Origin of the sequence: Megasphaera stantonii (assembly GCF_025567065.1) — a bacterium.
GTDB lineage: Bacteria > Bacillota > Negativicutes > Veillonellales > Megasphaeraceae > Megasphaera > Megasphaera stantonii.
Genome location: NZ_JAOQKD010000006.1, coordinates 79,129 through 105,875, shown reverse-complemented (window position 1 = coordinate 105,875; position 26,747 = coordinate 79,129). Strand labels below are relative to the sequence as shown.

Genomic DNA, 26,747 nt, shown 5'->3' with positions numbered 1-26,747 from the left:
CTACAGGCGGCTCTGGAGGATACCTCCATTGCTGGGTGACTTCACTCATATCAGGGCCTGCAAACCATTTTGCGAAAAATACTTGACACTACCACTTGACACTGTCATAGTCGGATATAGTCTTGCATTTTCTGAATTTCCTGTTATACTAAAGACAGGCAAAAGGGAGAACGCAATTTGCCATGACGCACAAACCCCTCCATAGATACCAGCTATGGAGGGGTTTTAACGTTTATTCTATGCCGAACGCTGACGGCCAGTCTGGTTGCTTATCCTTTTCTATCCAGACATTTGCAAATGTAGTAGGAGATCACATTTGCCGCGATAGAAAGTAACAGGGAGACCGCAATCTCAAACATGGCGCACCTCCTTCCTGTTGCAGGAAGTACAAGCAACGCGTTTAGTATATCATAGATGGATTTGCATTGTCTGTAAGCGAAGGGCGCAGCGTTTTATTTTTAACTAAATTTTAATCTGTTTATTTTTGACAATATAATACATGTTTTTGTACAATAGGCAATAAGAGGCATTATATCGCATAACGGCAGACGGTGAACTTGCCCCCAGTAAAGATTGGGGGTGATGCCTATGAACGAAACAAACGTAACGTTATTGTTGTTAATCGTTCTGGTAGTGTTATTAAAAGACACATCAAAAAAGTAACCGTCCCTTTAGTTTTCCCCAGCTAAAAACGGTTACTCTTTTGTAACTACTATGGGGGCTATACCGTTTGCTGGTATAATGCCTCGTTTTTCATATTTATTATAGCTAAAAAAATAAAACAGGTCAATCTGAATACGCTTCAATTAAAAATATTTTTATTGCTTTTGTATCCCCCATTCTTGTTAAAACGTACATAATATTGTACAATAAATAGTACAAGGAGGGATTGCAATGTTGGCTGTAAATTATTCGACAATTCGAGGAAAATTGAAAGACTATTGCGATAAAGCGACCGATCATGGCGAAACGATTATCGTGACCAGGAAAGAAGAAAAAAACGTCGTGCTGATGAGTTTGGAAAAATATAATGAGTTAATGCGGGCCGTTCATAACGCGGAGTATTTAGGTATGATTGATCGTGGTATTGAACAGCTTTCCCAAGGAAAAGGACAGCAGCATGAATTAATCGAGGTGGACGATGAATAAGTTGTGGTCGGACAGAGCTTGGGATGATTATTTATATTGGCAGATGCAAGATAAGAAAACCTTGAAGCGCATTAACGACCTGATTAAAGATATTGACAAAATGGCTTGGCATATGGGATTGGAAAGCCAGAACCATTAAAATATCGGCCTGTATGGAGCGGACGGATTGATATGAAAAATCGCCACATATATAACATAGATGAAAACGGCAGTCTTTGGGTTATTGCCTGTCGGGGGCACTATGAGGACTAATGCGCTATATCAAAAAAATGTGCCGCTATTATATTATTGTTCAGAGGAAAATGAATAAAAGTTTACAGAATTTTGACAAAAAGTAAATTTTGCGTTACAATATAGGCAAAGCTGAAGTACGCTTTAGGCGTAGGTGCAGCTAAATAGAGCGCATATCTGTTGAGTTTTAAGGCAGTAAAAGAGAGGAAACTAGGACAACTCGCCAATGACCCTTTAAAACGAACGATATAGAGCTCGACTGTAACGTAAATTATCGTTTTATATTTTAGAAAAGAGGTCATTTAACAATGAAAGCAAAAGTATTAGCAGCATTGGCAGCAACGATGGCAGTAAGCGCAACGTATGCATTCGCAGCTAACCCGTTTGTCGACGTACCGACGGACAGCTGGGCATACAAATCCGTAGTAGAATTGGCTGACGCAGGCGTCATCCAGGGCGTAGACGGCGAATACTTCCAGGGCCAGCGTAACATCACCCGTTATGAAGCAGCTGAAATGGTAGCAAAAGCTATGGCTCACATGGACAAAGCTACGGTTGAACAGCGCGCTTTAATCAACAAATTGGCTGACGAATACGCTGATGAACTGAACAACCTCGGCGTTCGCGTATCGAACCTCGAAAACAAAGTCGGCAACATCAAATTCACCGGCGATGCTCGTCTCCGTTATCGTTATATTAACGGTGAACGTGATAATGATAATTCTTGGGATTATCGTATCCGCCTCCGTGGCCAGGCTCAGGTCAATGACCGTGTAACTGCCACGGTTGGTCTCTCCACGGATAATCAGAATTTCGGTTCTAACGGTTCCACTAGTGCTGGCACGAATGAAGACGGCGATGTATTTGCTGACGTTATCAAAGTTGACTACAACTTTGGCAGCCCGAACTGGAACCTCAGCCTTGGTCGTGATGCTGACTGGATTATTGGTGGCCCTCGTTCCTATGGCTTCCAGTATGCCGATGTTGCCGACCGTGCTGAATTACAGTTCAACAACGGTAAGTTGGCAGTAACAGCTGGTTATGCAAAACTTAAAGAAGGTACAGATGTTGCTGTTGGCGGTAAAGTCAATGCATGGGATCCGGATGACATGATTGACGGTGTTAAAACTGCTTATGGTGAAATTGAAGGCTTCTTCGGTAATGGATCTTCTGTTGGCGTATACTATTATAACTTCAACGGCGGAGATAAATTCTATGATAAAGAAAGCCAAGGTGCAGATGATTATTTGCAGTTCTGGGGCGATGATCTCTGGGGCGGCTATGTAAACTGGAATTTCGGTTCTAAATGGAATGTCCTTGCTAACTACGAAAATGTCAATTTCGCTGATGACCAGGTAAATGTTAATGGCGATGATAGTGCTAACGTATGGATTGGCCGCGTAACTTATGGTAAAGCCTCTATGGCTCAGCCGAAATCGTGGGATATCTGGGTTGAATACATCGACGCTGAAGACGGCGCGTTCCTTGGTGGATCTACGAATTCTTGGAGATTCGGCGATTACATGGACAATATTACGTCCTGGGGCGCAGGCATCGACTACGTATTTGCTAAAAATGCGAAATTCAGCGTTATGCAGTCTTTTGCAACCGATACAAAAGACGGTCATGATGATAATAACGCCAGAGAAAAAGAACAGACTCGTGCAGAATTTGTATTCGCATTCTAATTTCATCTTTGCGGAAACATTTAAAGGCCGCCCGGCAACGGGCGGCTTTTTTGTAGCTAAATTGGCAAAAATATTGACGATTCTTGCGTATCTTGCTATGCTAATACAGGTTCTTTGTCAAATGTTGGGGTATATGCTCCTGTTACAATGTTTGAGCCTGTGAGAAAATCTCTGTAAACATAGATCTTCTATGATACTTGGTAAGCTGAAAGCGAATTTGAGAACTTTCAGCTCATGGTTTATATATAACAACACATGCTGAACATGTCAAGTACAGACAGGATTTTCGCCTGCTTTTGCCAGCTATGCGTTACTCTGGGAGTCGGCCTTCGTACATTATGCTCAGTTCCCCATACACCTGTCCCCAGTTTCGGATTGGCATGGTCCATTTTTTGGTGGCTTCAAACGTCGCCAGATACAGGGCTTTTAAAAGCGCTGTATCGCTTGGAAATACGCTTCTCTGACGGTTCAGCTTCCGGTAGGTGGAATTCAGGGATTCGATGGCATTGGTCGTGTAAATCACTTTTCTTACGTTCATGGAAAACTTGAAAATTGGGCAGATGGCATCCCAGTTTTGCTTCCAACTTTTCATGGAATTCGGATATTTTACAGACCATGTTTTGGTTACCCTTTCCAGAGATTCCAAAGCCTGTTCTTCAGACGGAGCCTGATAAATAGTCTTTAAATCATTGGCAAAAGGCTTACGATCCTTGTCTGCTACATATTTCAGCGTGTTTCGTACCTGATGTACGATGCAGCGCTGGTATTCCGTGTTAGGATAGGCTGCGGCGATGGCTTCTTTGATCCCGCTCAGGCCATCGGCACAGAGAATCAGGATATCTTTTACCCCGCGATTTTTCAATTCATTCAGCACGGAAAGCCAATATTTTGCGCTCTCATTGTCTCCGACCTGAATCGTCAGAACTTCTTTTTGTCCGTCCACGTTGATTCCCAGAATGACGTAGGCTGCCAGCTTCCGGATCACTCCGTTATCCCGGACAGAATAATGAATGGCATCAATATAGAGGACAGGATACACTTCCGACAGCGGGCGTTTCTGCCAGTCTTCAATTTGAGGCAGGATTTTATCGGTTACATCGGAAATGAAGCCTTCGGAAGCCTCAAATCCATAGATATCCTCTAACGTTTCTGAAATTTGCCGGGTCGTCATTCCCTTGGCATACATGGAGATAATTTTCTGGTCGATAGAAGAGATATCTTTTTGCCGTTTACGGACCACCTGCGGTTCGAACGTGGAGTTGCGGTCCTGCGGTACCTGGATATCTACGGTACCATACCGGCTGTTGACCCGCTTTCTCTTATACCCATTGCGGTAATCCTCACTGTCAGACCGCTGGGATTTCTGATAGCCAAGGTGTTCGTCCATCTCGGTTTCCATCATTTCTTTGATGGTACCGCCCAGCAGATCTTTCAGTGCTTCCTGAATATCTTCTGCGGATTGAATGTCATACTCTTGAAACAGTTGTTGAATAATGCTGCGTTTTCCTTCGGTCATAATGACCTTATGTACCGGTTTCTTTTCTCTTGCCATGATAGTAAGCCTCCTATGATTTAGATTGTATCATGGAAGACCTATACCTAGCAGTTATTTACAGAAAAAGCTTCACATAGTCGAACAACCAGAACAATCAACAATAACAACGTTATGTTCGTTTCGTTCATGGGCATCACCCCCATTCATTCGAAATGGATAGGGGCGATATAACCGCCTGCCGTTGTGTGTGTAATGCCTACGGCAACATCATATACGAACATATGATGTCATGTCAATATAGTTTACTATCTAACGCAAAGATATACGCTGCAAGAAGCTCAGGTCTTAATCCTCCCATCGGTCGTCGTCCCAATCGTCGTCATCGTCATCTTCCCAACGATCGTCATCCCAGTAGTCATCGTCATCGTCTTCCCAGCGGTCGTCGTCCCAGTAATCATCATCGTCAAAGGACTCCAACGCCGGCATGCCGCTTCCCCAAGTGGGCGATGATCCTATCCCCAAAGGCGACGTCATGGCAAAGGAAAGATTGCCCATCAGAAACCATACGGCGCACATCATCATCACTAACCAACGCTTCATAGTTCTTCACCTCTCTGTCAAAAATAACAAGCCGCGTTATCTCAACATGGTACAGCCCATGTTGAATATCCCTTTCATCTCCTGTATATTACACATTGTACCATAAGAAAATAGCAAAAAAGAAGAATTATGCAATTTTCAAATGTAAAATTACAGTAAAATAACCTATTTCTTAATACAACAGCCTCGGAGTTCTTCATGAAGCTCCGAGGCTGTTGTATATTATTTACCATTCATCACTATCACCGTCATCGTATTCATCGGCAGAATAGCCATCGTCATGAGCCGCATCCAATTCGTCACGCCGTTCTCCCTGCCCATCGGCATAGCCGATTTTAAAATCTTCTGAGCCGTAATCCGGCCACTCGTCCCACAAGCCCATACAGGCATCTTCATAGCCCTTCGCATACCCTGCATCGTATTCCTCGTATGTCGCCTGTGACACCGCACTGCCGCAAATCCAGACGCATAAACATACTACCATCAATAACAATAGCTTCATATGCTGCACCTTCTTTATTTAATACGCCCCATCGCCGCAAGGACAAGACGCAATATGGTCGTTCAGCACGCCGGCGGCCTGCAAAAAGGAATACATAATCACCGGCCCGACGAAGGACGCGCCCCGCTTCTTTAAATCCCTGCTGATGCGCTCCGACAATTCCGACTGAGCCGGTATGTCCTTCTGCTCGTTCCAAGCGTTGCGAATCGGCTTCCCCTCCGTAAAATGCCAAACATAGGCGTCAAAGGAACCAAACTCCTGCTGAATCTCCTGTACAACGCGGGCGTTCTTCCGCACCGAAGCAATTTTCAGGCGGTTGCGAATCACATCGCCGTGAAGACGAATCTCCTCCAGATCGTCGTCGGTCAGCGCCGCGCAGGCCGGTATGGAAAAATTCTGAAAGGCCTTACGATACCCCTCGCGCCGCTTCAAAATCGTCAGCCACGACAACCCAGCCTGCGCCCCTTCAAGACACAGCAGCTCAAACAACATCGTATCGTCATGACAAGGCACGCCCCATTCCGTATCGTGATATTCCCGCAGCAACGGGTCGCCTAAGGCCCATGGGCAAATTGAATTCATGAGAAACTCCTTTTATAAATCTCTTAATTTCACACCATCTTGCGTTTTCCATAGTATATTTCCATTAGAATGACTTCCCCTCACGACAGCAGCTGCTGCCGAAGGTGAGCTGAACCCATAATCTCGTGAAAACGTTTCTTCGCAAATCGTGCCGTCCGATTCCAAGCGCTGCCTTAATTTATAACATGAATTATCTTCGACGCTTTCTGATACAGCAAATCTTTTATAACAGTAAAGCTTAATCATAAATACATACTACAAATCAATACTAACAAACTATTGAATCAAAAATATGTATAAGCTCAACAACATCTGTATAATATTGTTTAATCTCTAAAAATGTAGCTGTTGGGGACTTTCCGTGTGCAAAAGAATGCCTATTCTCCACTAAAGAATTTGATGCCCTAATCAATTTTTCTTTATCGGTTCTTGTTTTTACGGCATTTTGAAAATCTTTTTTCCATTGCTCATCAAATTTTCCAAGTAATTTCTGCATCATTTCATATTTTGCACTCATAGATCCCCTTCTAATTGTCGTATCAAGATACGTATCAATTCTACTATTTGTTAATTTGGAAAAATGATCCGCGACAATAGAACGATACACGAATTCAACTGTACCACAAGCCTTTATAAGTGCGTAATTAGTAAAATATTGCCGTCCTTTATCTAAAGAAGGTAATACATTAATACGCACCTCAATATCATCTAATTCGGCGGTGCATTCATCTAACATTTCCTGTAATTCCTGCTTCATTTGAGATCAACCCCAAACAACATTTTACCCACAAGAAAAATTCGTTTTTGAATATTTTCAATATCAGTAGTACGCTTACTGGTTACTTCTTTGAACTCAGGATTCGTAAGAAGATCAATATGTTTTTCAACAGAAACATTAGTACATTGAACTCCCTTTCTATTAATTAGAAATACTGCAACCATAATTGCATCGAAAATAGCTGGATGAAATTTTTTAGAAAATCTGCCACGAATATAATTTTTAAATGCGGTTATGCCAATGCAATCATGGACAATTTGTACGGTTCGTTCAAACTCCTCTTTGAAATTTTGAATCTCTTCTGAATTGTCTTCTTTATGGGCTTTCATAAAATCGTTGAGTGCCTTTTTTAAAGAAATTTGCTTGCTCTTATTATTTAAGATGTCATCGGTTTTCATAGTAAAAAAACGAAGAATGTATTCAAGATCACGCATTCGACTATCAACTTCTTTAGTACCAAATAATTCTCGCCATATTCTATTTTCATTTATCTCAAAAAGCATAGTATTGAATGAGCCTTGGTATACACAATTTCGAATTTCCTGCGGTGTCAGAGTTCTTCCACTAGTATTAATACGTTCAAATATTTGATATAGGCTAGTACCATCATTTTCTGGTTTCTTCTGTTCAAAAATTATAGCGTGAATTGTAGTGCTTTTAATTTTGCGCTGATCATCGGTAGACAATTCTGAAAACGCCTTGTTTCTCCATCTTTCATTAATTTTTTCGGAATTAGATAGTCTAAACACTTTTTTATCCGTAGAAAAAATTCCACGCATATAATCATATACTGTCATAATTCGCTGATACCCATCTACAATTAGCTTCTGACTTCCTGACTGTGCTAAAAAAATACTTGGTACAGGCAAACCCAACAAAATAGATTCAACGAACCTACTTGCTTCTACTCTATCCCAGACATATTTTCGCTGGAGTTCAGGTTTAACTAATTCATCTTCCTCATACATGCTGATCAATTCTCTGAAAGAAAGATCTGCACCCCATGATGAAATGTTGAAAAGAGAATCATCTGAATAATCATCCTCAATTTCAGACTGAATTTCTTCAATATAATTTTTTTCTTTTGTACTCATTTTTTAGATCTCCTTTTATTTAAATTAACACATATTTAAATTTTTAAATTAAATTACTCTCGTTTTTTATATAACACAATTCCTCGCGTGAAAATAGCTTCATGTATACTGACTTTGATATTGACAATATATGTATACACCTTATTACTTTTAAATTAATATACTTACATGCTATAATATTTTATCTTTGTTAACAACTTAAAGCCTATTTCAATGGCTCCTCCTCACACGCCTTGCTAAAGTTATTGTTATCCAACTCGCCACGAAAAGCACACCCAAGGATACCTTTTTGGATAAGTTTTATCTGTTCTATCACTCCTTCGGCTGCTTTTTTTACTTGTATCTCTTTAACGAAAAAGTCGTCAAGAATTTGGACGATTTTTTTTTGTTCACAAACAGAAGGTAAATTTAAGAGGTAATCTTCCATAAATGACTTTGGCACGCGTTGTTGACCTACAGCTCCCACCATTACGGATTTGGCTTTATTTCGGAATGCAATGTCACGTACTATATGATATAAATATCGATTATACAACTTTTCTCCACACCGCAATACGTAAAATTCCGTTGTCCCGTACCCAATGTCGTTTACCAGTTTGCCGATAATCGCTGATTTGCCATTTTCCATACATGGAGTAATCTTAGCAAATACCACATCTCCCTCCAAAAAGTTAGTAAATCCCGTTCTTACATCCTTAAGTAACTTAGTTTTTGGCTTTGTAATTTCTCCACTTGTTTCTGATAAAGAAGCCATTGGAAAAAAGGATACTTCTAGATTATCAGACAATCCATTTGTATTTATTTTTTTAGGATTCACTTTACAAACATTTTTTAGAATCGTTTTCTCCCAACTCTCCATCCCCACGCTGTGCTCTCTTCTCCACTGGGTTGTAAGTTCGCCTGTAAAGGCTTTATGGAGAATAGCAGCTTTTCTTTTCTCAGATAAATTTAAAACATGCTGAATGAGCTTACTCGCCTCATCTAATCTTTGGTAGTAGCTATTTATCTTTTCGACAATTTGTATTTGTTCTGTCTGTGAAGGAAAAGGAACCGGCATGGACTTCAAGGCACTACTTCCTATTGATAAGAAAGTACTTCCTGTCGCGTTATCATACAAATACTGCTCAAAATTCAAAAACATATAACGCAAAAATTCTTTTGAACACAGATTAGAACGAATAGCCGCTACTCCGCGTCCTAAACAATACTCTCCATCTGCAAAATTAGGACGCCCTAAAGTGGCTCGAATACACAATATTAAATCATCGGCTTTAGATATTTTAGTAGGTTTCTTAGTATATTGATGCGGCTGCAAATACAATTCGCCCATATCAGCAGCACCGCCTATTAGTGGTATATATGAACTATCATCAGTTGTTTCGACTCCATTCGGTGATTGCCCCATGATTACTTCACAAATACTTTCTAATCGCACCCACCGCCAACCTTCCGGCAATGGATAAGGCTGTTCTTCTTTCGGCACGATAGCCTGCTGAAGCTTTTCTTCTGGTGTTAATTCTTTCTTTTTTGCCATGTATGTGTTATCCTTCCTTGTTATTTCACCTTCAAGGCCTGCAATTCATCGGCTATTTCCTGCAAGAGTTTGGCTGCTTCCTGCAAATCTTTTACCGCCTGAGCCGCACTTTCGGCCGGGTCGGGTAGATCTTCATAAGAAATAATAGAGTCGTCTTTAATCAAGCCGAGGTCGAGGCTGTTTCCTTTGGCCGCGATTTCTTCTCTTGTAAAAACGCTCCACCGTTCGTCTTGTATATCACGCCGATTTTCAGCCTCATAGGCCGTTTCAAAGGCAGCAAAGTGTTCCTTCTTCAATGGATTTTTCTTACCAAAAGACGGCATATTGGTCCGCAGATCGTAAAACCAAACTTCTTTTGTATTGTCTTTCTCTTCCGTACCACGCGTAAAGAATAAGACGTTCGTCTTAACGCCCTGCGCGTAAAATATGCCTGTCGGCAGGCGCAAAATCGTATGGAGATTGCATTTATTCATAAGGTCAACGCGAATTTTTTCACCGTCGCCGTCGGCAAAGAGGACGTTATCCGGCAGGACGACGGCAGCGCGAGCCTTACCGTCAGCTTTCAGACTGCGGTAAATATGTTGCAAGAAATTGAGCTGTTTATTGCTCGTCGGATAGGTAAAATCGTCGCGCGTCGCCCGTTCGCCGCCTTTTTTTGTCCCGAAAGGCGGGTTCGTCAGGACGAGGTCAAAGTTTTTCAATCCTTTCCCCGCATCAGACAAGGTATCGCCTAACAGGATTTTCCCATGTATGTCATGAAGCATAGCGTTCATCAAAGCCAGCCGGTGCGTATCATGAACGAGCTCGCAACCCGTAAAGGCCTCGTTTTGTTCAAACTCCGCCATATCGGCGTCGAGATCCCAGAAATCATTTGTACGCTCTTTGACATACTGATGGGCGGCAATCATAAATCCAAAGGTGCCGCAGGCCGGGTCATTGCACCGCTCGCCGGGCTGCGGTTTCATAAGCCGCGTCATAACGTCGATAAGGACGCGGGGCGTAAAATACTGGCCTGCGCCGGACTTCTTTTCATTGGCGTTCTTCTCCAACAAGCCTTCGTAAAGATTTCCCAGCCCTTCTTCTTTGGCCGAAAACCAGTCCAATTCATCAATAGATACGATAATCTTTTCCAGATTTTTCGGTTCGTCAATATTCGTTGCCGCGCCAGCATAAATCTCCTGAATCCTTCCTTCCCCATGTTCGCCCAAATAGTCGAGAAGGCTTTTGTAATATTTCTTAAGGTCGAGACCGCTGCGGGAGGTCAAATCGTCCCAACGGTATCCTTGAGGAATGTTTTTTTCGCTTCCCGTTTCCTTTGCCATTTTCAAAAACAATATATATGTCAGCTCCGTCACGTACTGGTGATACGTAATACCGTCGTCGCGCAGCACGTTGCAGAGATTCCAAAGCTTTCCAACAATTTCTTGTGTCGTCATCCTAATTTTCCTCCGTCGTCATAGAGATAGGTGTTGAGTTCATCTATGATGTATTCCAATTTATTGTCAAATACGTTTTTGTTTAGCTTGGCAAAACCGCCTTTGCTTTTAAAGCGGCTATCCGTATTAAACGTGTCCGTCGTAATAACTGATTCTTTCATGAGATACGCTTCTATCGTCCTCAACCAGGCAAGCTGCCCAGCAGTAAAATGATGTGCCCGTTTTAGCCGTTCTACGGCCCGGCGGATGCGCGCTTCGTGGCTGAGCAACGTCGACCCCAAGGCGCTGCGGCGGATGAAACTGATAATATCGGCAGCCATCTTTTCATTCGTCATCTCTGATACGGCTGTATTCAGTTGAGTCACAGAAAAGCCATTTGTCATCAAGATATGTTCTAATTGACGCAATTCTTCCCGTTTCAACTCTTTCGGCCGCGTGCAGAGAATATTCAAAGCGGCAATTTCATTTATGTTATGGTTGATATAGTCTGAAAAAGCCTCTAAATAATCTTCTGGCCGCGTGACCTTCTCTTTTTCCTCGCTGGAACCATAGTCTCTCTTATGTTCAATAAGCGTATCCGGCACATCAGACACGATGATATATCGTTTCCTCTCCATCCCTTTGCTGTCCTCCAGCATGTTGAACAGGTCTTTTTGCTCCAAAATGCGATTGCGGCAATCGGCCGGCGTTCTCCCTTTTAAGTCTTCCAGCCAAGTTTTGATAGATTGGCCGCACAATGTGTCGGCATGCTTTCTGTCGTCATCACTCATACGGCGAATGCTTCTCTGCGCCTTTGCTAAAATCTGACCGACGAGTTGTTTTACTTTTCCCTCTTCTTCCAAAGATTCCAAGCCTTCCAATAACTGCGCATACGTTACGGACGGGTCGACGACAATAGGCTTCATCGAAGTTACGTCTTCAAGGCAGTCGTATACGCCGACGGCATCATAAATCTCAAAATGGTCTTTATGAATATCCGGGCAAAGACGCGTTGCTCTTCCCAACATTTGCTCAAACAAAATACGGGATTTTACGCGCCGCAGAAATATGAGCGTCGTAATCTCCGGCACATCAATGCCAGTTGTAAGCAGGTCGACAGTCACGACGATATTCGGATAGCGTTCGTTTTTAAACCGGCGTATAGCGTCTTCTATATATTTTCGGTTGCCGCCGCCAGCTTGCCCTGTAATTTTCAAAATAGCCTGATTATCTAATACGCCTTCATATATTTGCCGCAGAATCTGCACAATCAAGTCGGCGTGCTGATCGTTTGCAGCATAAATCAGCGTCTTCCCTTTCTGCGGGTCCGACGGGTCCAACTCTTCGGCAATTTCTTCTAGTACTATACGGTTGAAGGATTCTGCAATAACCTTACGGTTAAAATCCTCTACATCATAATCTACTTCATCGGCCAAAGACGCGCCGTTCAGGAGTTCGCCCGTATCGGGATCGTACATAGCCACGACATCGCCTTTGTTATAGTGAATACCTTCTTGGCTCAGCTTTGTTTTCAGCCGATGAGGCGCGTCATGGTCTACAAGATAGCCGTCTATAACGGCCTGACGATACGTATACGTATATACAGGCAATCCAAAAATTTGCGTCGTATGCAGAGCCGGCGTCGCCGTCATGGCGATTTTTACTGCGTCAAAGTAGTCGACGACAGCTCTGTATTTACTCTGGTATTCATCTTGACTGCGATACAGTTCTTCATCATCGCTCATTTCTTTGTCGAGGATATAGCCGCGGTGAGCTTCGTCGATAATGACTAAATCGTAATCCGTAATAGCCGGCATCACATCGTCGTCATTATACAAAATCCGCTTGATCATACTCTGTACCGTAGCGATTTGCACTTTTGTTTCTTTATCGGGCTTTTTATCTTTTAACTCCTTGATATTATATAAATTATCCAACGTCTGCATTTGTTCCAGTTTGGCGTTGCGGAATGTTTCCAAGGCTTGCGTCCCCAATGCATTCCGGTCTACAAGGAACAAAATATGTGAAAATCGTTTGGTCACCAAAAAGCGATACATGAGGCCTAAAATAGTACGCGTCTTTCCAGTTCCCGTCGCCATAGCCAGCAACACATGATCTTGTCCGCGGATAACAGCCTGTTCGGCGGCCCGTACGGCGTCGATTTGATAATAGCGAAGTCCCAAACCGGCAGGGTCTTTTAATACGTTGTATGATAACCGATTTAAGCTGCTGTTCGCTTTTTCGGTATCCCGATTCAAGAGTTCTTCCATCCCTCTGGGACTCATCCAGCCATGAAGAGCCTTGGGCACATTGGACGAAGCACGCAGGTCTAAAAACCACACGCCTGATTTCGTCTGATATTGCTCCAAATAAGGCCGGCCGTTCGTCGCAAAGGTGAACGGAACTTTATACGCACCCCACTGACCCGCTTGATATACCGCGTCAGCTTCGCGAATACCCTTAGGATACGCTTTTCCCTGATAGTCCAAAACAGAAGGAATATCTTTGTGCATTGCTTTAGCTTCAATAATAGCTACCATTTTTAAACCGATAAAGACAGCATAATCGGCATGCCCGGTCCGTCCTCCCGGCAGCTGCACAGGCCATTCGGCAATCACCATATTATGTCCCTTTTTCGGCCGCGTGCCTTTCGCATAGCGAAGTTCCTGACTATCCGCTTCCCAACCCACTTTCCGAAGCTGTTCGTCAATCATGTACCGCGTTTCTTCTTCTGAAATATAACGATACCCCGCGGCAGTTCGTGCTTGTTTTCTGCGAGCATCAGCACCTACTGAAACGGCTTTTTCTGCCATAACTTCAGCAGACTGCATTAATATTTCATCTAATTCTGCTGACGACGGTTTGGCAGAACCAGCGGCCGCAGCAGCTCTGGCTTCGATAGGCACATAGTCCTTGTGCTGATAATTCCAATCACCGTACGTTTCCATAAACCATTCGCATAAGCTGTACGTCATAGGCAGCAATGTTTTGGCCTTTTCTACGGACGCGTAATTTTCGTGAACCGCTTTATTCCGTACCTTACGCAGCACATGCAAAATATCTGCCAAACTGCGATCCAACATCTCTTCGCGCAGCAAAACGTCAATTCGCATAGCCGCCGTATTTTCCTGCGGGAAGGGAATATTATCATAGGCATACATCAAATTGACAATAGTCTCCCCAATCATGCCCAATTTCATTAAGCAGGAATTGGCGTCGCTATAACAATACTGCTCTGCCTGACGGCCAAAGGTTGCTAATACCGAAAATCGTTCTTCTAAAAAATCAAAGTTAGAATACATAGTTTCACCTTCTAACTGCAATGTTAATACGAAATTATTTTATATATATTATATCAGAATTTCTCTGCAACAAAAACTACATCTGTTCCCCTATGTTTGATAGAAACAAGTGTTTCTTTTACAACAAAAAAGCGAAACAAACCCAAGTATATCTCGAAATTCGTTCCGCTGTCATGCATGTATGTACTTATAAGTCCTACAATTTCCCAGCCAATCTCTCTACAATCGGCATATCAGCCGGAGCCCACTCCAACATGGGCAAATCTTCCGGTGCCAACCACTTGGCATCGACGTGTTCCTTGCGAATAAAATCGGGCTTGTCTAAATGACACATAAAGGCATGCATAGTAATAGAAAAATCGGGATACATGTGGTTTACGGTCATGTACAAGTCTTCTTCCTTTACTGCAACATGAACGTCCATCTCTTCCCGCAGTTCCCGTTCAATGGCAGTGTGTTTTGCTTCTCCCGGTTCTATTTTTCCTCCGGGAAATTCATATTTAAAGCTGACATAATCATATTTTCCCATTCCCCGTTTCATACAAAGAATTTTGCCCTTATATTCCAAAATCGCTGCTACGACTTCTAAATGTTTCATGATTCAGCTTCCCTCATTTGCTACACATTTATTATATTATATACGAAAATGCCCCATATGTCTGCCGACACGCCAAAACGCCAGCGTACCTATTACAACATCAGATATACTGGCGTTTTTTCATGCAGATGCATTTACTTTATTCTGCAATCTTTTTTCCATCGGCAGCAGGAAGCTTATCAATAGAAAATCCTAAAAAGCCGATAATAATGGAGATAATAGGCGTCAAATAGCACGAGAAGGCAAAGGGCGCATAGGACAAGGTTGCGACGCCCAGCGTCGCCGCCATGAAGGCGCCGCAGTTGCTCCACGGCACGAGGGGACTGACGGTGCAGCCGGAATTGACAACGCAGCGGGACAGATTCTTCGGAGCCAGGCCCTTTTCGGCGTAGCGGTCCTTATACATGCTGCCCGTCACGATGACCGACAGATACTGGCTTCCCATGAGCATTTCGGCGATGACGCCGGTCAGCACAGTCGCGCAAATGAGTCCGCCTACGCCCTTGGCGATGGTCAGAACCTTATCCAGCAGCAGGGGCAGCATACCCGACTTCTGGATGATGCCGCCGAAGCCCATGGCTACGAGGACCAGGGCGATGATAGAGCCCATGCTGACCATGCCGCCGCGGCTCAGCAGGCTGTCGATGACTTCCGAGCCGGAATGGGATTCGTAGCCGGAAAAGGCCACGCTGATGACGTCGGACAGGCTGGCGCCTTGTATGCCCATAGCCAGCAGGGCCGCAATAAAGGCGCTGATGAACAGGCCGGGAATAGCCGGCATTTTCTTGATGACCGACACGATGACGACGAGAGGCGGAATGAGCATGATGGGATTGATGACGAAGATACGGGACAATCCGTTCAAAATTGCGTCGATGCCTTCGTTGTCAATGCTTGCGCCGCCGTATTGAAAGCCCAAGACGGCGTAGAGGACTAAGGTGATGATAAAGCTGGGCACGAGGGGATAGACGACGTGCTTGATGTGCTCGAAGAGCTGGGCCCCGCTGATAGCCGCACCGAGGTTGGTCGTATCGGACAGGGGCGACATCTTATCGCCGAAATAGGCTCCGGCAACGACGGTCCCGGCGACCATTTCCAAGGGGATATTCATGGCCTGGCCGATGCCGACCAGGGCAATGCCGACGGTACCGGCGGTGCTCCACGAGCTTCCCGTGGCAAAGGCTACGATAGACGTGAGGACGTAGGACATAGCCAGAAATACCGTAGGCGAAATGATGAGCAGTCCGTAGTAAATCATCGTCGGTACGACGCCCGATATAATCCATGTGCCGATCAAGATCCCGACGATGAGCAGGATGACCAGGGCCTGCAGGCCGTCGGACATAGTTTCGAGCATAAATTTTTCAATATCGTCCCATTTGTACCCGGCCTTTAAGGCTACGAGACAGGCAATGGCCGTCGAAAAGACCAGAGGGATATGGGGGCCTGCGCCCAGAAAATTCAGCGCGATGACTAAGCTGATAATCAGCGTGATGATGGGAATGAGGGCCAAGCCGACGGTCATATTTCGATACGTTGACATAATGATTCCTCCTCGCCGCCTTATTCTTCAAAAACGCTCAGCGCCTGGGTAAAGTCGGCAATCAAATCCTGGGCGTCTTCTAGGCCGACGGACACGCGCATCAAGCCGTCTGTAATGCCCATTTTCAGGCGTATGTCCCTGGGAACGGACGCATGGGACGACAAGATGGGATAGGACAGGGTCGTCGCATAGCCGCCCAAGGTCATGGCGTATTTGGCGATGTGCAGGCGGCGCATGAAGGCGTTGATTTTTTCCCGGTCTTCGGGCATTTCAAAGCTGAGCATGGCGCCGTATCCCTTGGCAAACAAGCGCTTGGCAATGTCATGCTGGGGATGAGTCGGCAGGCTGGGATGGTTGACCTTCAGCACGCGGGGATGCTCGTCAAGGGCTTTCGCCAGGGCTTCGGCGTTTTTCAGCTGCCGTTCCATGCGCAGGTCGAGGGTCCGCAGGCTCCGTTCGCATAAATAGGACGAAAACGGGTCGAGAGTGCATCCCAGGAGGGCCTGCAGCTTGCAAGCCTTGTCGACGATATCCTTCGACGCCGTAGCCGAGCCGCCGACGATGTCGCTGTGACCGTTCATAAATTTGGTCAGGCTGTTGATCGTCACGTCTGCGCCGAAATCGATGGGCTTGATGACCGTCGACGTCGTAAACGTATTGTCTACGACGAGCTTAGCGCCGCAGTCGTGGGCGATGCGGGCCACGGCCTCTACGTCTACGACGGCCATGGTCGGATTGGAAATGACTTCCGTATAGATGATTTTCGTATTCGCCTGCACGGCCTTTCGAACGGCGTCTACATCCGTGAAGTCGACGCACGTCGATTCGATGCCGTACCGCTTGATGACGTCCAGAATTTCCAGCGTTTCGCCGTACAAATTGCTGTTGGCCAGGATATGGTCGCCGGCGTCAGCCAGGGACAGGAGCGTCGTCGTAATCGCTCCCATGCCGGAGCTGCAGATCATGGACGCTTCGCCGCCTTCCAGATAGCTGACCAGTTCGGCCAAGGCATTGCGGTTCGGGTTCCTGATGCGGTTATATGTGTAGCCTTTGACAGCGTAGTATTCGTTTAATTCGTCCAAGTCGGCTCCGCCGCGGAAAGCCGTCGTCAAGTAAATGGGCAGGACTTCCGGCGTACTCAGCGTCCCTTTTACTTCCGCTCCCTGCATGATAATTTCCGTGCCTCTGTTCATGTTTCGTTCCATGTAAATTCCTCCTGACAACTAGTTGATATACACCTGTAATGACTGTACTCTTTGCTATGACCGTATCATACCATTGAAGTAGAGCATAATGTCAATATATTTCGGCAAAAAAATACAGGAAAATGTGATGCTATCTATGCCAGAAGGACAACAGAGTCGGACAAAGGGACGGAAATTGTTTCTATTCCGTGCACACGGCAAAAGGAAAGGATCCAAGGTTATACTAGGCAATAACCTTTGCAGTGAGGCATATAAAAAACACCTGACAAACAGCTCGTCAGGTGTTTACTAGCATATGTAATTATCCCTGCGCCGCAGTGCTGCGCTTTTGCATGTCGCGGCGTTTTTTGAAGAACGGCAGGGCTACTTCCGGGAAGATGGCGTAGCCTAAGACGTCTTCCGGCGTAGCGTCGGGGAAACCTTCGTCGGCCAGGGCCTTCTTGGCCTTTTCCAGCTCCGGCTCCAAATCGTCGGCCGGACGGTGGCTGATGACCGGTTCGTCGCCGATGCACATCTTGCGGAATTCTTCCGTGATTTCACCGGGAACGCGGCCGTACTTGCCGCGGACGATGTCCCGCACTTCGTTGGTCACGATCTTATAGCGGCCGTACAGGACATTGAGCGCAGCGGCCGAGCCGGTAATCTGGCTCGTCGGCGTCACGAGGGGCGGATAGCCCAAATCGCGGCGCACGTTCGGCATTTCCGCCAGCACTTCGTCAAAGCGGTCTTCTGCGCCCTGCCCTTTCAGCTGGTTGTACAGGTTCGTCAGCATGCCGCCGGGAATCTGGTACTTGCGGACAGCCGGATTGATCTGGCTGGGCATAGTCAGGTTGAATTCGTCAGCCAGCTCCTTGCGGACCTGTTTGAAGTGCTCCGTCAAGGGCCAGAGCCGTTCGACGTCAATGCCCGTATCGTAAATCGTGTTCTTCAGGGACATGACGACCGATTCTGTCGGCGGCTGGCTCGTCACTTCGCCAAAGGGCGACAAGGCCGTGTCGATAATATCTACGCCGGCTTCGATAGCCTTCATGTAGGTCATTTCGCCGAAGCCGCAGGTGCAGTGCGTGTGCAGCTCGATCGGTATGGACAAGTGCTTTTTCAGCATGCGCACGAGATTGTACGCGTCATAGGGGGACAACAGCCCCGACATGTCCTTGATGCACAGGGAGTCGACGCCCATGCGCTGCAGCTCCAGAGCGCCTTTTGTAAAGGATTCCATGGTGTGAATCGGGCTGATCGTATAGACGATAGCGCCCTGAACGTGGACAGACTTCGTATCCTTCGCAGCCCGGATGGCTGATTCCATGTTGCGGGAATCGTTGAGGGCGTCGAAGACGCGGATAATGTCGATGCCATTGTCTACAGCTCTGTTAACAAATTCATACACGACGTCGTCGGCGTAATGGCGGTATCCTAAGATATTCTGGCCGCGGAGCAGCATTTGCAGGGGCGTCTTTTTGACGTATTTCTTAATCGTCCGCAGCCGTTCCCACGGGTCTTCGTCCAAAAAGCGCATGCACGTATCGAAGGTCGCGCCGCCCCAGCATTCCAAGGCGCCGTACCCTACTTCGTCCATCGCTTCCAATACGGGCTGCATCTGGCTCAGGCGCATGCGCGTCGCCGCGATGGACTGATGACCGTCCCGCAGTACCGTTTCCGTTATTTTTACTCTAGCCATATCACTATCCTCCGTTTAGTAATCTCTATGTAGTATCGGCTTGTTTCAAGCCTGTGCGTATGCAACTTAGCATATAATTATAATTGCAATTACTTTTTATTATACCATATTTTACCAAGAAAATCAGAAAAATTTCTTCGGCGGCAATCTAAAAAAGTCATTCTCCTGCCAGTATACGGCTGTATTTATTCTCATAATGTGGTACACTTATACTATACAATCATGGCGTCGACAGGGGTGTTATTCCAACTGCCATTATCCATACTCACAGCGAAAGGGGTTTTATTATGACAACATGCGCACGTATCATTACCGCCTATTTCAGCCCGACGAACACAACGAAGACCGTCTGCGAGACCATTGCCCAGGAGCTGAGCCGCACGCTGGGCATTCCCCACGAAAGCCGCAGCTTTACCCTGCCAGGCGAACGAACGGAACCGCTTGTATTTCCTGAAGGCTCATTGGTCATCCTCGGTATGCCGGTCTACGCCGGCCGCGTTCCCAACTTCATGCTGAAATACCTGACGCAGACAGAAGGAAACGGCTCCATGGGCATTCCCATCGTCGTATACGGCAACCGCAACTACGACGACGCCCTCATCGAACTCCGCGATATCATGGAAAAGGCCCACATCCACACCGTCGCCGGCGGCGCATTCATCGGCGAGCATTCCTTCTCCCGCACCCTCGGCCAGGGCCGTCCCGACAGCCAGGACCTCAACAAGGCCCGCAGCTTCGCCCAGGTCGTAGCCAGCACGATTTCCAACGACAGATACCGCACGCCCGTGCCGGTCAAGGGCAACGTCCCCTATCGGCCGTACATGGTACCGCAGAAAGCCGACGGCTCTCATAAGACCATTACCAAGGTCTTCCCGAAGGTCAGCGACGCCTGTACCAACTGCGGCGTCTGCGTCAGCGTCTGTCCTCTCGGCTCCATCGCGCCGGACTGCCATACGTACACGACGTTCTGCGTCAAATGCTGCGCCTGCGTCAAGGCCTGTCCCGTCGGCGCGCGCTATTACGACGACGAAACGTATTTGTTCCACAAGAAACAGTTGGAAGAAACGTACGCCCGCCGTGCTGAACCGGAAACGTTCATCTAACACTATCTTTTCAGCGGCGTAAAAATACCGATATGCAAGGCTTGCCTGCCTATTGCATATCGGTATTTTTTATTCTCCAGGCCCTTCAGATTACACTGCCTTCTTTAACCCTGCCGGTATCCGCTTCGATGTATATCTTCCGCCCTCCGGCGGAAACGGCTACAACGCCTGGCGGTAAGGCGTCCGATTCCTTCCATTGTATGGCAAAGGAATAGCGGTTCCTCCCCTTTTTGACAGTAGTATTTTTATATCCCCGCACGCGCGACGTATCGCGGCGATTATATGCTACGACGACCTGGCCCGTATCTCCCAGACAGTCCAGGACGGCAAACAGCTGACGGCAATACCGCCGCGTATCGACCATTTCGCCCATAGCCGGCGCATACGCACCTGCCAGTACCTGGGCCGGGTCGTCCAAATCTTCCGTCGCCTGCAAGCCCGTGCGGATGCACTGGATGCCCGCTTCGACAAAGGCCTGCTTCATGTAAGCGGCCCGCAGAACCCCTTCGTGAACGGACAAGGGCGTATAGTCCCCCTGCCGATACATGTCGGCCAGCTCCGTATCGGCAAGGACGACGACGGGATAGATGCGGGCTATGTCGGGCCGTAAGCGGCAAATCGCCGCCGTCGTGTCCCGCAGGCTGCCCCAATCCTCGCCGGGCAGGCCCGGCATGAGCTGATGTCCGACGGTAAAGCTGTGCTCCCGCAGCAGCGCCGTCGCCGCCGCGACGTCCTGTGCCGTATGCCCCCGCTTGGCCTTGGCCAATACGGCGTCGTCCATAGACTGAACGCCTAATTCAACAGTGGACAGGCCGTACCGCTTCAAACGAGACAATATTTCCTCGTCAATACAGTCAGGCCGCGTCGAGCAGCGAATCGCCTGTATGCGCCCCTCCTGCAGGGCTTCACGAGCCGGAGTCAGCAGTTCCTCCTGCAAGGCCGCCGGAATGGCCGTAAAGCTGCCGCCGTAAAAAGCGACCTCCCAATGCCTTTCTTCAGCCGCGCTCGTCACGTATTCTTTAATCGTCCGGGCCACGGCATTGCCGTCGGGTACGCCGCGCCGCCCCGTAATGCGCCACTGGTTGCAGAACACGCAGCGGTAGGGACAGCCGATATGCGGAATAAAGATAGGAATAATCGATGTTTTCATCACACTACCTCAAACAAAAAAAGGATGGGCTGAGCCGCATCCTTTCTATATTGCATGTAATCGTTTCAGAGCTTCGTGAGCGGCATGCTGTTCCGCATCCTTTTTGGTCTTACCGGAGCCTTCGCCGAGAACCTTGCCGGCTACGATGACCTCCATGTAAAAGGTCTTGTCGTGGTCGGGGCCTTCTTCCCGGCGCAGAACGTACGTGATTTTCTGCTCGCCGTCGCGCTGGACAAATTCCTGGAACAGCGTCTTGTAATCTTTTCCGTAATCGCCGCTGGCAACGAGGGATAAATAATCTTTTAACTGATGCAGAATAAATTTGCGCGCTTCTTCATAAGACGAATCAATGTAAATAGCGCCGACGACGGCTTCAAACGCATCTGCCAGTATGCTGGCCCGCTTGCGGCCGCCCGACGCCAATTCTCCTTTTCCCAGAAGAATGTAGTCCCCCATGTCGAAGGTCGCGCATACGGCAGCCAGCGGCGCTTCGCTGACGACGCTGGCCCGCGCTTTCGATAATTCGCCTTCCGGCATGTGGGGATATTGCAGGAAAAGATATTCGCCGACTACCAAGTCGAGAATCGCATCTCCCAAAAATTCCAGCCGTTCATTGTAATAACCGTGTTTTGCCTTATTTTCATTGGCATAGGATGAGTGTGTCAGAGCCTGGTCCAAAATCAACAGATTATGAAAAGAGGAAAGTCCTAAAACGTCAATGAATTTTTCTAACTGCTTTTTTCTACCTGTATCCATTCACATGATCTTCTCTAATCTATTTTGTATTTCGCATATCGACGCTTAGTCTACGTATTTTCTGAACAACAGCGTCGCGTTGTGGCCGCCGAACCCGAAGGAGTTGGAAATCGCCACGTTGACATCGGCGTCTACGGCTTCATTCGGCACGTAATTCAAGCCGAATTCTTTCAGTTCGTCGTCGATTTCCGCCAAGTTGATCGTCGGATGTACCTTGCCCGTTTCAATCGTCAGGGCGCAGACGATGGCTTCTACGGCGCCGGCTGCGCCGAGGAGATGGCCCGTCATGGACTTCGTCGAGCTCATGAGGAGATCTTTGGCATGATCGCCGAATACGCGGGAAACGGCCTTCGTTTCGTTCAAGTCGTTCAAGTGCGTCGACGTGCCGTGAGCGTTGACGTAATCGACGTCGTTCGGCAGGAGGCCGGCATCTTTAATCGCCAACTCTATGCATTTGGACTGCTGGATGCCTTCCGGGCCGGGAGCCGTGATATGGTATGCGTCGGCGTTGCTGCCATAGCCGCTGATTTCGCAGTAAATGTGAGCGCCGCGCTTCTTAGCATGTTCTAATTCTTCCAATACGACAATGCCTGCGCCTTCGCCCATGACGAAGCCGTCGCGGTCTTTGTCAAAAGGACGGGACGCATGAGCCGGGTCGTCGTTGCGCGTGCTCAAAGCCTTCATAGCGGCAAAGCCCGCTACGGCGCCGGGAGATACGGCAGCTTCCGTACCGCCGGCTACGGCTGCGTCGAGTTCGCCGCGCTGAATCATGCGGAAGGCGTCGCCGATGGAGTTAGCGCCTGTCGCGCAGGCCGTTACGACGCTGGCGCAGTGGCCTTTAAGGCCGAAGGTAATGGAAACCTGGCCGGACGCCATGTTGGCGATCATCTTCGGTACAACGAAGGGGTTGACGCGGGACGGTCCCTTGGCAAACAAGCCCTTGTACAGGTTGTGGAGAGTTTCCATGCCGCCGATGCCCGTGCCGACGATCGTGCCGATGCGGTCGCGGTCTTCTTCGTCCAAATTCATCTTAGAATCTTCGAGCGCCAATTTAGCGGCCGCTACGGCGTACTGCGTAGACGGATCCATGTGGCGAGCTTCCTTCTTATCGATGCCGAAAGCAGCAGGGTCAAAATCTTTGACTTCGCCGGCAATGCGCGCGCCGTATTCCGTCGCGTCAAAATGAGTGATAGGACCGATTCCATTTTTGCCGCTGAGCAGCGCGTTCCAAAATTCATCCTTACCCATGCCTACGGGGGAAATGACGCCGACGCCTGTAATCACTACACGTTTTTCCAATATTTTCACCTCATCATCAAAAATCAAACCGTGAATCAATCGGGAATTTCATCCATTTCACGTTTAAGATATGCAAATATGTCTTTTACCGGCAGAATGTCATGGATTTCCTGCATTCTCCTGCCGGAGAACACCAAGCCCGTTTCGACGTCGCCTTGCTGCGCTCTCGTGAGGGCGCGGATAATGCAGTACTTATGGCTGCATTTTTTCAGGCACTGATCGCAGTGATCCGGCGCCGGCGCCGTACCGAGAAGAATTCGTTCGGAAAAGGGCGTCCGGATTGCCTGCCCCGGAAGGCCGACTGGACTATGCACCAATATAAAATCTTCAGGGCTGTTGGCCCGCAGATATACCTTTTTCAATTCGTCAGCGCCGTTGGATTCCACGCTGGCGGCAAACCGGCTTCCCATCTGAACGCCGTCGGCGCCTAAGCGCAGCATTTCGGCAATGTCTTCTCCGTGAAGAACGCCGCCTGCGCCGATGACGGGAATATCGACGGCTTTCCGCACTTCCGGCACGATGAGCCGGCTCGAGCGGTTGGTTCCCAGATGCCCGCCTGCTTCTGCCCCCTCTACGACGACGGCAGCAGCACCCAGGGTTTGGGATATTTTAGCTAGTTTAGCAGAAGATACGATGGGCACAATAGGCGTACCGCTGTCTTTTCCCCAGGCGAACATGTCCCGGGAAAAGCCTGCTCCTGCTACAACCAGGTCTATTCCTTCTTCAATTGCAGTGGTCACGATGCCTTTGAATTCGCGGGCCGCGACCATTACGTTTATGCCTATGATTCCAGTTGGAGCCAGTTTTCTGGCTAAGCGTATTTCATACCTTAATTCATCAAAGGGCATGCCAGAAGCCGCAATAAGGCCAATACCGCCTTCGTTGGCTACTGCTGCGGCCAATCGGGCTGTGGACAATCGAATTGCCATGCCGCCCTGGACGATTGGCACCTTTGCTACGAGCTTACCTATTCTTAATTCTGGCAGCTTCACTCTGTTTTCCTCCAATCAAGACACCATCAGGGGAAGCGCCACGGCTTCCCCATCCGGCCCTATTGCGTACTTACGCTTTCTTTTCCTTTTCGATGTAATCAACTGTATCTTTGACAGTTTTGATTTTTTCCGCAACATCATCAGGGATTTCGATGTTGAATTCTTCTTCGAAAGCCATGATCAATTCAACGATATCCAAGGAATCAGCGCCCAAATCATCGATGTAAGCAGCGTCCATTTTGACTTCTTTTTCGTCAACGCCGAGCTGTTCAACAACGATGCTCTTTACTTTTTCAAAAGTAGCTTCTTCGCTCATTTCCAATTCACCCCCTTTCAGTGGAATATATGTCTTACATTACCATGCCGCCGTCTACGTTCAAGACTTGGCCGGTAATATAGCTTGCGTTGTCAGAGGCGAGGAACACGACGGCCTTCGCCACTTCTTCCGGCTGGGCGACGCGGCCCAGGGGAATCGATTTGAGCATGTCTTCTTTTACGGCGGCGCTCAATACCGCCGTCATATCCGTATCGATGCAGCCCGGAGCTACGGCGTTGACGCGGATGCCCCGCGAAGCCAGTTCCTTGGCTACGGATTTTGTAAAACCGATCATGCCGGCTTTTGCTGCCGCGTAGTTCGCCTGGCCGGCGTTGCCCGTCTGTCCGACGACGGACGTAATATTGATGATTGCGCCGCTGCGCTGCTTCATCATCAGCTTCGTTACGGCCTTCGTGCAATGGAACACGCCCGTCAGGTTCGTATCCAGCACGGCCTGCCAGTCGCCTTCCTTCATGCGCATGAGGAGGCCGTCGCGGGTAATGCCGGCGTTGTTGACCAAGATGTCGACGGAGCCGAACTGTTCCTTTACAGCGTTTATCATATCGGAAACGGCCGCGTCGTCGGCGACGTCGCACTGCATTGCGACGGCTTCGCCGCCTTGTTCTTTGATGAGGGACAGCGTTTCTTCAGCTGCCGCCGCATTGCCGGCGTATATAACGGCTACCTTTGCGCCTTCTGCCGCAAGGGAGACGGCAATAGCCCGGCCGATACCGCGGGAACCGCCCGTAACGACGGCAGTTTTATCTGTTAAGAGCATTTTATCTAACCCCCTGGAAAAATTCAAGTGTTTTCTGTAAGGAAGGTATATCTTCTACGTTTTCGCTGTGAATCGCCCGGTCGATCTTGCGGTTAAAGCCGCAGAGCGTCTTGCCGGGGCCGACTTCTACGAAGGCTTCGGCACCGAAGGCCTGCATGGTCTTCGTGCAGTCGATCCAGAGCACGGGGCTGGCCGCCTGCTTGACCAGGGAAGCCTTAATATCGGCCGCAGCCGTTTCGATCTGGCCGTTTACGTTGGCGACGACGGGAATCTTGGCATCGGAAATCGTAATCGTGTCAAGCACTTCTGCCAAGCGTTTCGCCGCCGGCTCCATGAGCGTGCTGTGGAAGGGCGCGCTGACGTGGAGGAGGACTGCCCGCTTCGCTCCGGCCGCTTTCAATTCGTCTACAGCCGTTTCGACGGCCTTCGTGCTGCCGGCGATGACGATCTGGCCTGGGCAGTTGAAGTTAACGGCCTGTACTACGCCGCCCTGTTCGGAAATATGGGCGCAGATGTCCTTAATCTTATCTTCAGCTAAGCCCATGATAGCCGCCATGCTTCCTTCTCCCAGGGGCACGGCTTCCTGCATGAACTGGCCGCGGAGCCGTACAGTCCGCACGGCGTCGGCAAAGGAAAGGGCGCCGGCCGCTACGAGAGCCGAATATTCGCCCAAGCTATGGCCTGCGGCGATGTCCGGCGTCACGCCTTCCTGTTCCAATACGCGGCAGCAGGCCGTGCTGGCCGTCAGGATCGCCGGCTGTGTATTATAAGTCTTCATCAATTCTTCATCGGGGCCTTCAAAGCACAGCTTCGTCAAAGAAAATCCTAATGCGTCGTCGGCTTCTTCGAAAAGCTGCCGCACGACGGCGTACGATTCGTATAAATCCTTGACCATGCCGACTTTCTGCGCGCCCTGTCCGGGGAATACAAATGCTTTTTTCATATTATCACCTCGTCGT

Annotated in this window: 26 protein-coding genes; 5 read left to right on the top strand and 21 right to left on the bottom strand. The window is 48.1% G+C overall.

All coding sequences use genetic code 11. The features are described from left to right. Positions 1 to 894 precede the first annotated feature (894 nt). From OCV58_RS05415 to OCV58_RS05400, 4 genes are all read left to right on the top strand, one after another. Entirely contained in the window at positions 895 to 1,149 is a 255-nt protein-coding gene (locus OCV58_RS05415; RefSeq protein WP_154877181.1) for a type II toxin-antitoxin system Phd/YefM family antitoxin, read from the top strand. Beyond that, positions 1,142 to 1,288: a type II toxin-antitoxin system YoeB family toxin gene (locus tag OCV58_RS05410; RefSeq protein WP_267312801.1), complete on the top strand. Its 147-nt coding sequence runs from the start codon at positions 1,142 to 1,144 to the stop codon at positions 1,286 to 1,288. Before OCV58_RS05415 ends, OCV58_RS05410 begins: the two co-directional genes overlap by 8 nt. A 32-nt stretch (positions 1,289 to 1,320) precedes the next feature. Next, positions 1,321 to 1,401, top strand: a complete 81-nt coding sequence (locus tag OCV58_RS05405; protein WP_267312802.1) for a hypothetical protein — start codon at positions 1,321 to 1,323, stop codon at positions 1,399 to 1,401. A 287-nt stretch (positions 1,402 to 1,688) separates the two neighbouring features. Beyond that, complete coding sequence (locus OCV58_RS05400) at positions 1,689 to 3,068, top strand: S-layer homology domain-containing protein (RefSeq protein ID WP_154877180.1); 1,380 nt, start codon at positions 1,689 to 1,691, stop codon at positions 3,066 to 3,068. Between the two features lie 310 nt (positions 3,069 to 3,378). Here the strand turns inward: OCV58_RS05400 and OCV58_RS05395 are convergent, their stop codons facing one another. The 14 genes from OCV58_RS05395 to OCV58_RS05335 all read right to left on the bottom strand — a co-directional run bounded on the left by OCV58_RS05395 (position 3,379) and on the right by OCV58_RS05335 (position 19,394). Beyond that, positions 3,379 to 4,620 carry an IS256 family transposase gene (locus OCV58_RS05395; protein WP_095630433.1) on the bottom strand — a complete coding sequence of 414 codons (1,242 nt, stop codon included), beginning with the start codon at positions 4,618 to 4,620 and terminating at the stop codon, positions 3,379 to 3,381. Between the two features lie 288 nt (positions 4,621 to 4,908). Then, complete coding sequence (locus tag OCV58_RS05390) at positions 4,909 to 5,163, bottom strand: hypothetical protein (RefSeq protein ID WP_087477735.1); 255 nt, start codon at positions 5,161 to 5,163, stop codon at positions 4,909 to 4,911. 226 nt (positions 5,164 to 5,389) lie between these two features. Next, positions 5,390 to 5,665, bottom strand: a complete 276-nt coding sequence (locus OCV58_RS05385) for a hypothetical protein (protein ID WP_087477734.1) — start codon at positions 5,663 to 5,665, stop codon at positions 5,390 to 5,392. 18 nt (positions 5,666 to 5,683) lie between these two features. After that, on the bottom strand, positions 5,684 to 6,247 hold the full coding sequence (locus tag OCV58_RS05380) for a DNA-3-methyladenine glycosylase I (protein WP_154877179.1): 564 nt from the start codon (positions 6,245 to 6,247) through the stop codon (positions 5,684 to 5,686). A 12-nt stretch (positions 6,248 to 6,259) separates the two neighbouring features. Beyond that, the gene (locus tag OCV58_RS12210; protein WP_154877178.1) at positions 6,260 to 6,493 is read right to left on the bottom strand and encodes a DUF4357 domain-containing protein; all 234 of its coding nucleotides are present in this window, start codon (positions 6,491 to 6,493) and stop codon (positions 6,260 to 6,262) included. Positions 6,494 to 6,515: 22 nt separating this feature from the next. Beyond that, on the bottom strand, positions 6,516 to 7,004 hold the full coding sequence (locus tag OCV58_RS05375; protein WP_154877177.1) for a HEPN domain-containing protein: 489 nt from the start codon (positions 7,002 to 7,004) through the stop codon (positions 6,516 to 6,518). Next, positions 7,001 to 8,119: a DUF262 domain-containing protein gene (locus OCV58_RS05370; protein WP_154877176.1), complete on the bottom strand. Its 1,119-nt coding sequence runs from the start codon at positions 8,117 to 8,119 to the stop codon at positions 7,001 to 7,003. Before OCV58_RS05370 ends, OCV58_RS05375 begins: the two co-directional genes overlap by 4 nt. 205 nt (positions 8,120 to 8,324) lie before the next feature. After that, positions 8,325 to 9,653 carry a restriction endonuclease subunit S gene (locus OCV58_RS05365; RefSeq protein WP_154877175.1) on the bottom strand — a complete coding sequence of 443 codons (1,329 nt, stop codon included), beginning with the start codon at positions 9,651 to 9,653 and terminating at the stop codon, positions 8,325 to 8,327. A 20-nt stretch (positions 9,654 to 9,673) separates the two neighbouring features. Next, complete coding sequence (locus tag OCV58_RS05360) at positions 9,674 to 11,089, bottom strand: class I SAM-dependent DNA methyltransferase (protein WP_154877174.1); 1,416 nt, start codon at positions 11,087 to 11,089, stop codon at positions 9,674 to 9,676. Continuing rightward, entirely contained in the window at positions 11,086 to 14,370 is a 3,285-nt protein-coding gene (gene hsdR, locus OCV58_RS05355; protein ID WP_154877173.1) for a type I restriction-modification system endonuclease, read from the bottom strand. The genes OCV58_RS05360 and hsdR overlap by 4 nt, the downstream gene beginning before the upstream one ends. Positions 14,371 to 14,566: 196 nt before the next feature. After that, entirely contained in the window at positions 14,567 to 14,968 is a 402-nt protein-coding gene (locus OCV58_RS05350) for a (deoxy)nucleoside triphosphate pyrophosphohydrolase (RefSeq protein ID WP_154877172.1), read from the bottom strand. A 139-nt stretch (positions 14,969 to 15,107) separates the two neighbouring features. Next, positions 15,108 to 16,511 (bottom strand): Na+/H+ antiporter NhaC, encoded by a 1,404-nt coding sequence (gene nhaC / locus OCV58_RS05345; protein ID WP_154877171.1) that lies wholly within the window; start codon positions 16,509 to 16,511, stop codon positions 15,108 to 15,110. 20 nt (positions 16,512 to 16,531) lie between these two features. Beyond that, on the bottom strand, positions 16,532 to 17,716 hold the full coding sequence (locus tag OCV58_RS05340; RefSeq protein WP_154877170.1) for a trans-sulfuration enzyme family protein: 1,185 nt from the start codon (positions 17,714 to 17,716) through the stop codon (positions 16,532 to 16,534). Positions 17,717 to 18,017: 301 nt separating this feature from the next. Beyond that, positions 18,018 to 19,394 carry a pyruvate carboxylase subunit B gene (locus tag OCV58_RS05335; protein WP_154877169.1) on the bottom strand — a complete coding sequence of 459 codons (1,377 nt, stop codon included), beginning with the start codon at positions 19,392 to 19,394 and terminating at the stop codon, positions 18,018 to 18,020. A 287-nt stretch (positions 19,395 to 19,681) separates the two neighbouring features. Here OCV58_RS05335 and OCV58_RS05330 point away from each other — a divergent pair, with 287 nt between their 5' ends. Next, the gene (locus tag OCV58_RS05330; RefSeq protein WP_154877168.1) at positions 19,682 to 20,497 is read left to right on the top strand and encodes an EFR1 family ferrodoxin; all 816 of its coding nucleotides are present in this window, start codon (positions 19,682 to 19,684) and stop codon (positions 20,495 to 20,497) included. A gap of 85 nt (positions 20,498 to 20,582) precedes the next feature. Here OCV58_RS05330 and OCV58_RS05325 read toward each other — a convergent pair whose 3' ends face one another. From OCV58_RS05325 to fabD, 7 genes are all read right to left on the bottom strand, one after another. Further along, the gene (locus OCV58_RS05325) at positions 20,583 to 21,647 is read right to left on the bottom strand and encodes an elongator complex protein 3 (RefSeq protein ID WP_154877167.1); all 1,065 of its coding nucleotides are present in this window, start codon (positions 21,645 to 21,647) and stop codon (positions 20,583 to 20,585) included. Positions 21,648 to 21,692: 45 nt separating this feature from the next. Continuing rightward, positions 21,693 to 22,403: a ribonuclease III gene (gene rnc / locus OCV58_RS05320; protein ID WP_087477720.1), complete on the bottom strand. Its 711-nt coding sequence runs from the start codon at positions 22,401 to 22,403 to the stop codon at positions 21,693 to 21,695. 45 nt (positions 22,404 to 22,448) lie between these two features. After that, on the bottom strand, positions 22,449 to 23,702 hold the full coding sequence (gene fabF, locus OCV58_RS05315; RefSeq protein WP_087477719.1) for a beta-ketoacyl-ACP synthase II: 1,254 nt from the start codon (positions 23,700 to 23,702) through the stop codon (positions 22,449 to 22,451). Positions 23,703 to 23,737: 35 nt separating this feature from the next. Next, on the bottom strand, positions 23,738 to 24,694 hold the full coding sequence (locus OCV58_RS05310) for an NAD(P)H-dependent flavin oxidoreductase (RefSeq protein WP_198643463.1): 957 nt from the start codon (positions 24,692 to 24,694) through the stop codon (positions 23,738 to 23,740). 70 nt (positions 24,695 to 24,764) lie between these two features. After that, positions 24,765 to 25,010, bottom strand: a complete 246-nt coding sequence (locus OCV58_RS05305; RefSeq protein ID WP_059076793.1) for an acyl carrier protein — start codon at positions 25,008 to 25,010, stop codon at positions 24,765 to 24,767. 34 nt (positions 25,011 to 25,044) lie between these two features. Beyond that, a complete protein-coding gene (fabG, locus tag OCV58_RS05300; RefSeq protein ID WP_154877166.1) occupies positions 25,045 to 25,788 on the bottom strand; it encodes a 3-oxoacyl-[acyl-carrier-protein] reductase in 744 nt (247 codons plus the stop codon). 1 nt (position 25,789) lies between these two features. Further along, on the bottom strand, positions 25,790 to 26,731 hold the full coding sequence (gene fabD, locus OCV58_RS05295; RefSeq protein WP_087477716.1) for an ACP S-malonyltransferase: 942 nt from the start codon (positions 26,729 to 26,731) through the stop codon (positions 25,790 to 25,792). Positions 26,732 to 26,747: the final 16 nt, after the last annotated feature.

Bases quoted from the DNA above. Each gene is read 5' to 3' on its own strand.
- OCV58_RS05330 (WP_154877168.1), top strand. From the start codon at position 19,682: ATGACAACATGCGCACGTATCATTACCGCCTATTTCAGCCCGACGAAC.
- OCV58_RS05350 (WP_154877172.1), bottom strand. From the start codon at position 14,968: ATGAAACATTTAGAAGTCGTAGCAGCGATTTTGGAATATAAGGGCAAA.
- OCV58_RS05380 (WP_154877179.1), bottom strand. From the start codon at position 6,247: ATGAATTCAATTTGCCCATGGGCCTTAGGCGACCCGTTGCTGCGGGAA.
- hsdR (WP_154877173.1), bottom strand. From the start codon at position 14,370: ATGTATTCTAACTTTGATTTTTTAGAAGAACGATTTTCGGTATTAGCA.
- OCV58_RS05340 (WP_154877170.1), bottom strand. From the start codon at position 17,716: ATGGAACGAAACATGAACAGAGGCACGGAAATTATCATGCAGGGAGCG.
- OCV58_RS05395 (WP_095630433.1), bottom strand. From the start codon at position 4,620: ATGGCAAGAGAAAAGAAACCGGTACATAAGGTCATTATGACCGAAGGA.
- fabG (WP_154877166.1), bottom strand. From the start codon at position 25,788: ATGCTCTTAACAGATAAAACTGCCGTCGTTACGGGCGGTTCCCGCGGT.
- fabD (WP_087477716.1), bottom strand. From the start codon at position 26,731: ATGAAAAAAGCATTTGTATTCCCCGGACAGGGCGCGCAGAAAGTCGGC.
- OCV58_RS05375 (WP_154877177.1), bottom strand. From the start codon at position 7,004: ATGAAGCAGGAATTACAGGAAATGTTAGATGAATGCACCGCCGAATTA.
- rnc (WP_087477720.1), bottom strand. From the start codon at position 22,403: ATGGATACAGGTAGAAAAAAGCAGTTAGAAAAATTCATTGACGTTTTA.
- OCV58_RS05405 (WP_267312802.1), top strand. From the start codon at position 1,321: ATGAAAAATCGCCACATATATAACATAGATGAAAACGGCAGTCTTTGG.
- OCV58_RS05360 (WP_154877174.1), bottom strand. From the start codon at position 11,089: ATGACGACACAAGAAATTGTTGGAAAGCTTTGGAATCTCTGCAACGTG.
- OCV58_RS05305 (WP_059076793.1), bottom strand. From the start codon at position 25,010: ATGAGCGAAGAAGCTACTTTTGAAAAAGTAAAGAGCATCGTTGTTGAA.
- OCV58_RS05335 (WP_154877169.1), bottom strand. From the start codon at position 19,394: ATGGCTAGAGTAAAAATAACGGAAACGGTACTGCGGGACGGTCATCAG.
- OCV58_RS05390 (WP_087477735.1), bottom strand. From the start codon at position 5,163: ATGAAGCGTTGGTTAGTGATGATGATGTGCGCCGTATGGTTTCTGATG.
- OCV58_RS05400 (WP_154877180.1), top strand. From the start codon at position 1,689: ATGAAAGCAAAAGTATTAGCAGCATTGGCAGCAACGATGGCAGTAAGC.
- OCV58_RS12210 (WP_154877178.1), bottom strand. From the start codon at position 6,493: ATGATTAAGCTTTACTGTTATAAAAGATTTGCTGTATCAGAAAGCGTC.
- OCV58_RS05365 (WP_154877175.1), bottom strand. From the start codon at position 9,653: ATGGCAAAAAAGAAAGAATTAACACCAGAAGAAAAGCTTCAGCAGGCT.
- OCV58_RS05385 (WP_087477734.1), bottom strand. From the start codon at position 5,665: ATGAAGCTATTGTTATTGATGGTAGTATGTTTATGCGTCTGGATTTGC.
- OCV58_RS05415 (WP_154877181.1), top strand. From the start codon at position 895: ATGTTGGCTGTAAATTATTCGACAATTCGAGGAAAATTGAAAGACTAT.
- OCV58_RS05410 (WP_267312801.1), top strand. From the start codon at position 1,142: ATGAATAAGTTGTGGTCGGACAGAGCTTGGGATGATTATTTATATTGG.
- OCV58_RS05325 (WP_154877167.1), bottom strand. From the start codon at position 21,647: ATGAAAACATCGATTATTCCTATCTTTATTCCGCATATCGGCTGTCCC.
- OCV58_RS05370 (WP_154877176.1), bottom strand. From the start codon at position 8,119: ATGAGTACAAAAGAAAAAAATTATATTGAAGAAATTCAGTCTGAAATT.
- nhaC (WP_154877171.1), bottom strand. From the start codon at position 16,511: ATGTCAACGTATCGAAATATGACCGTCGGCTTGGCCCTCATTCCCATC.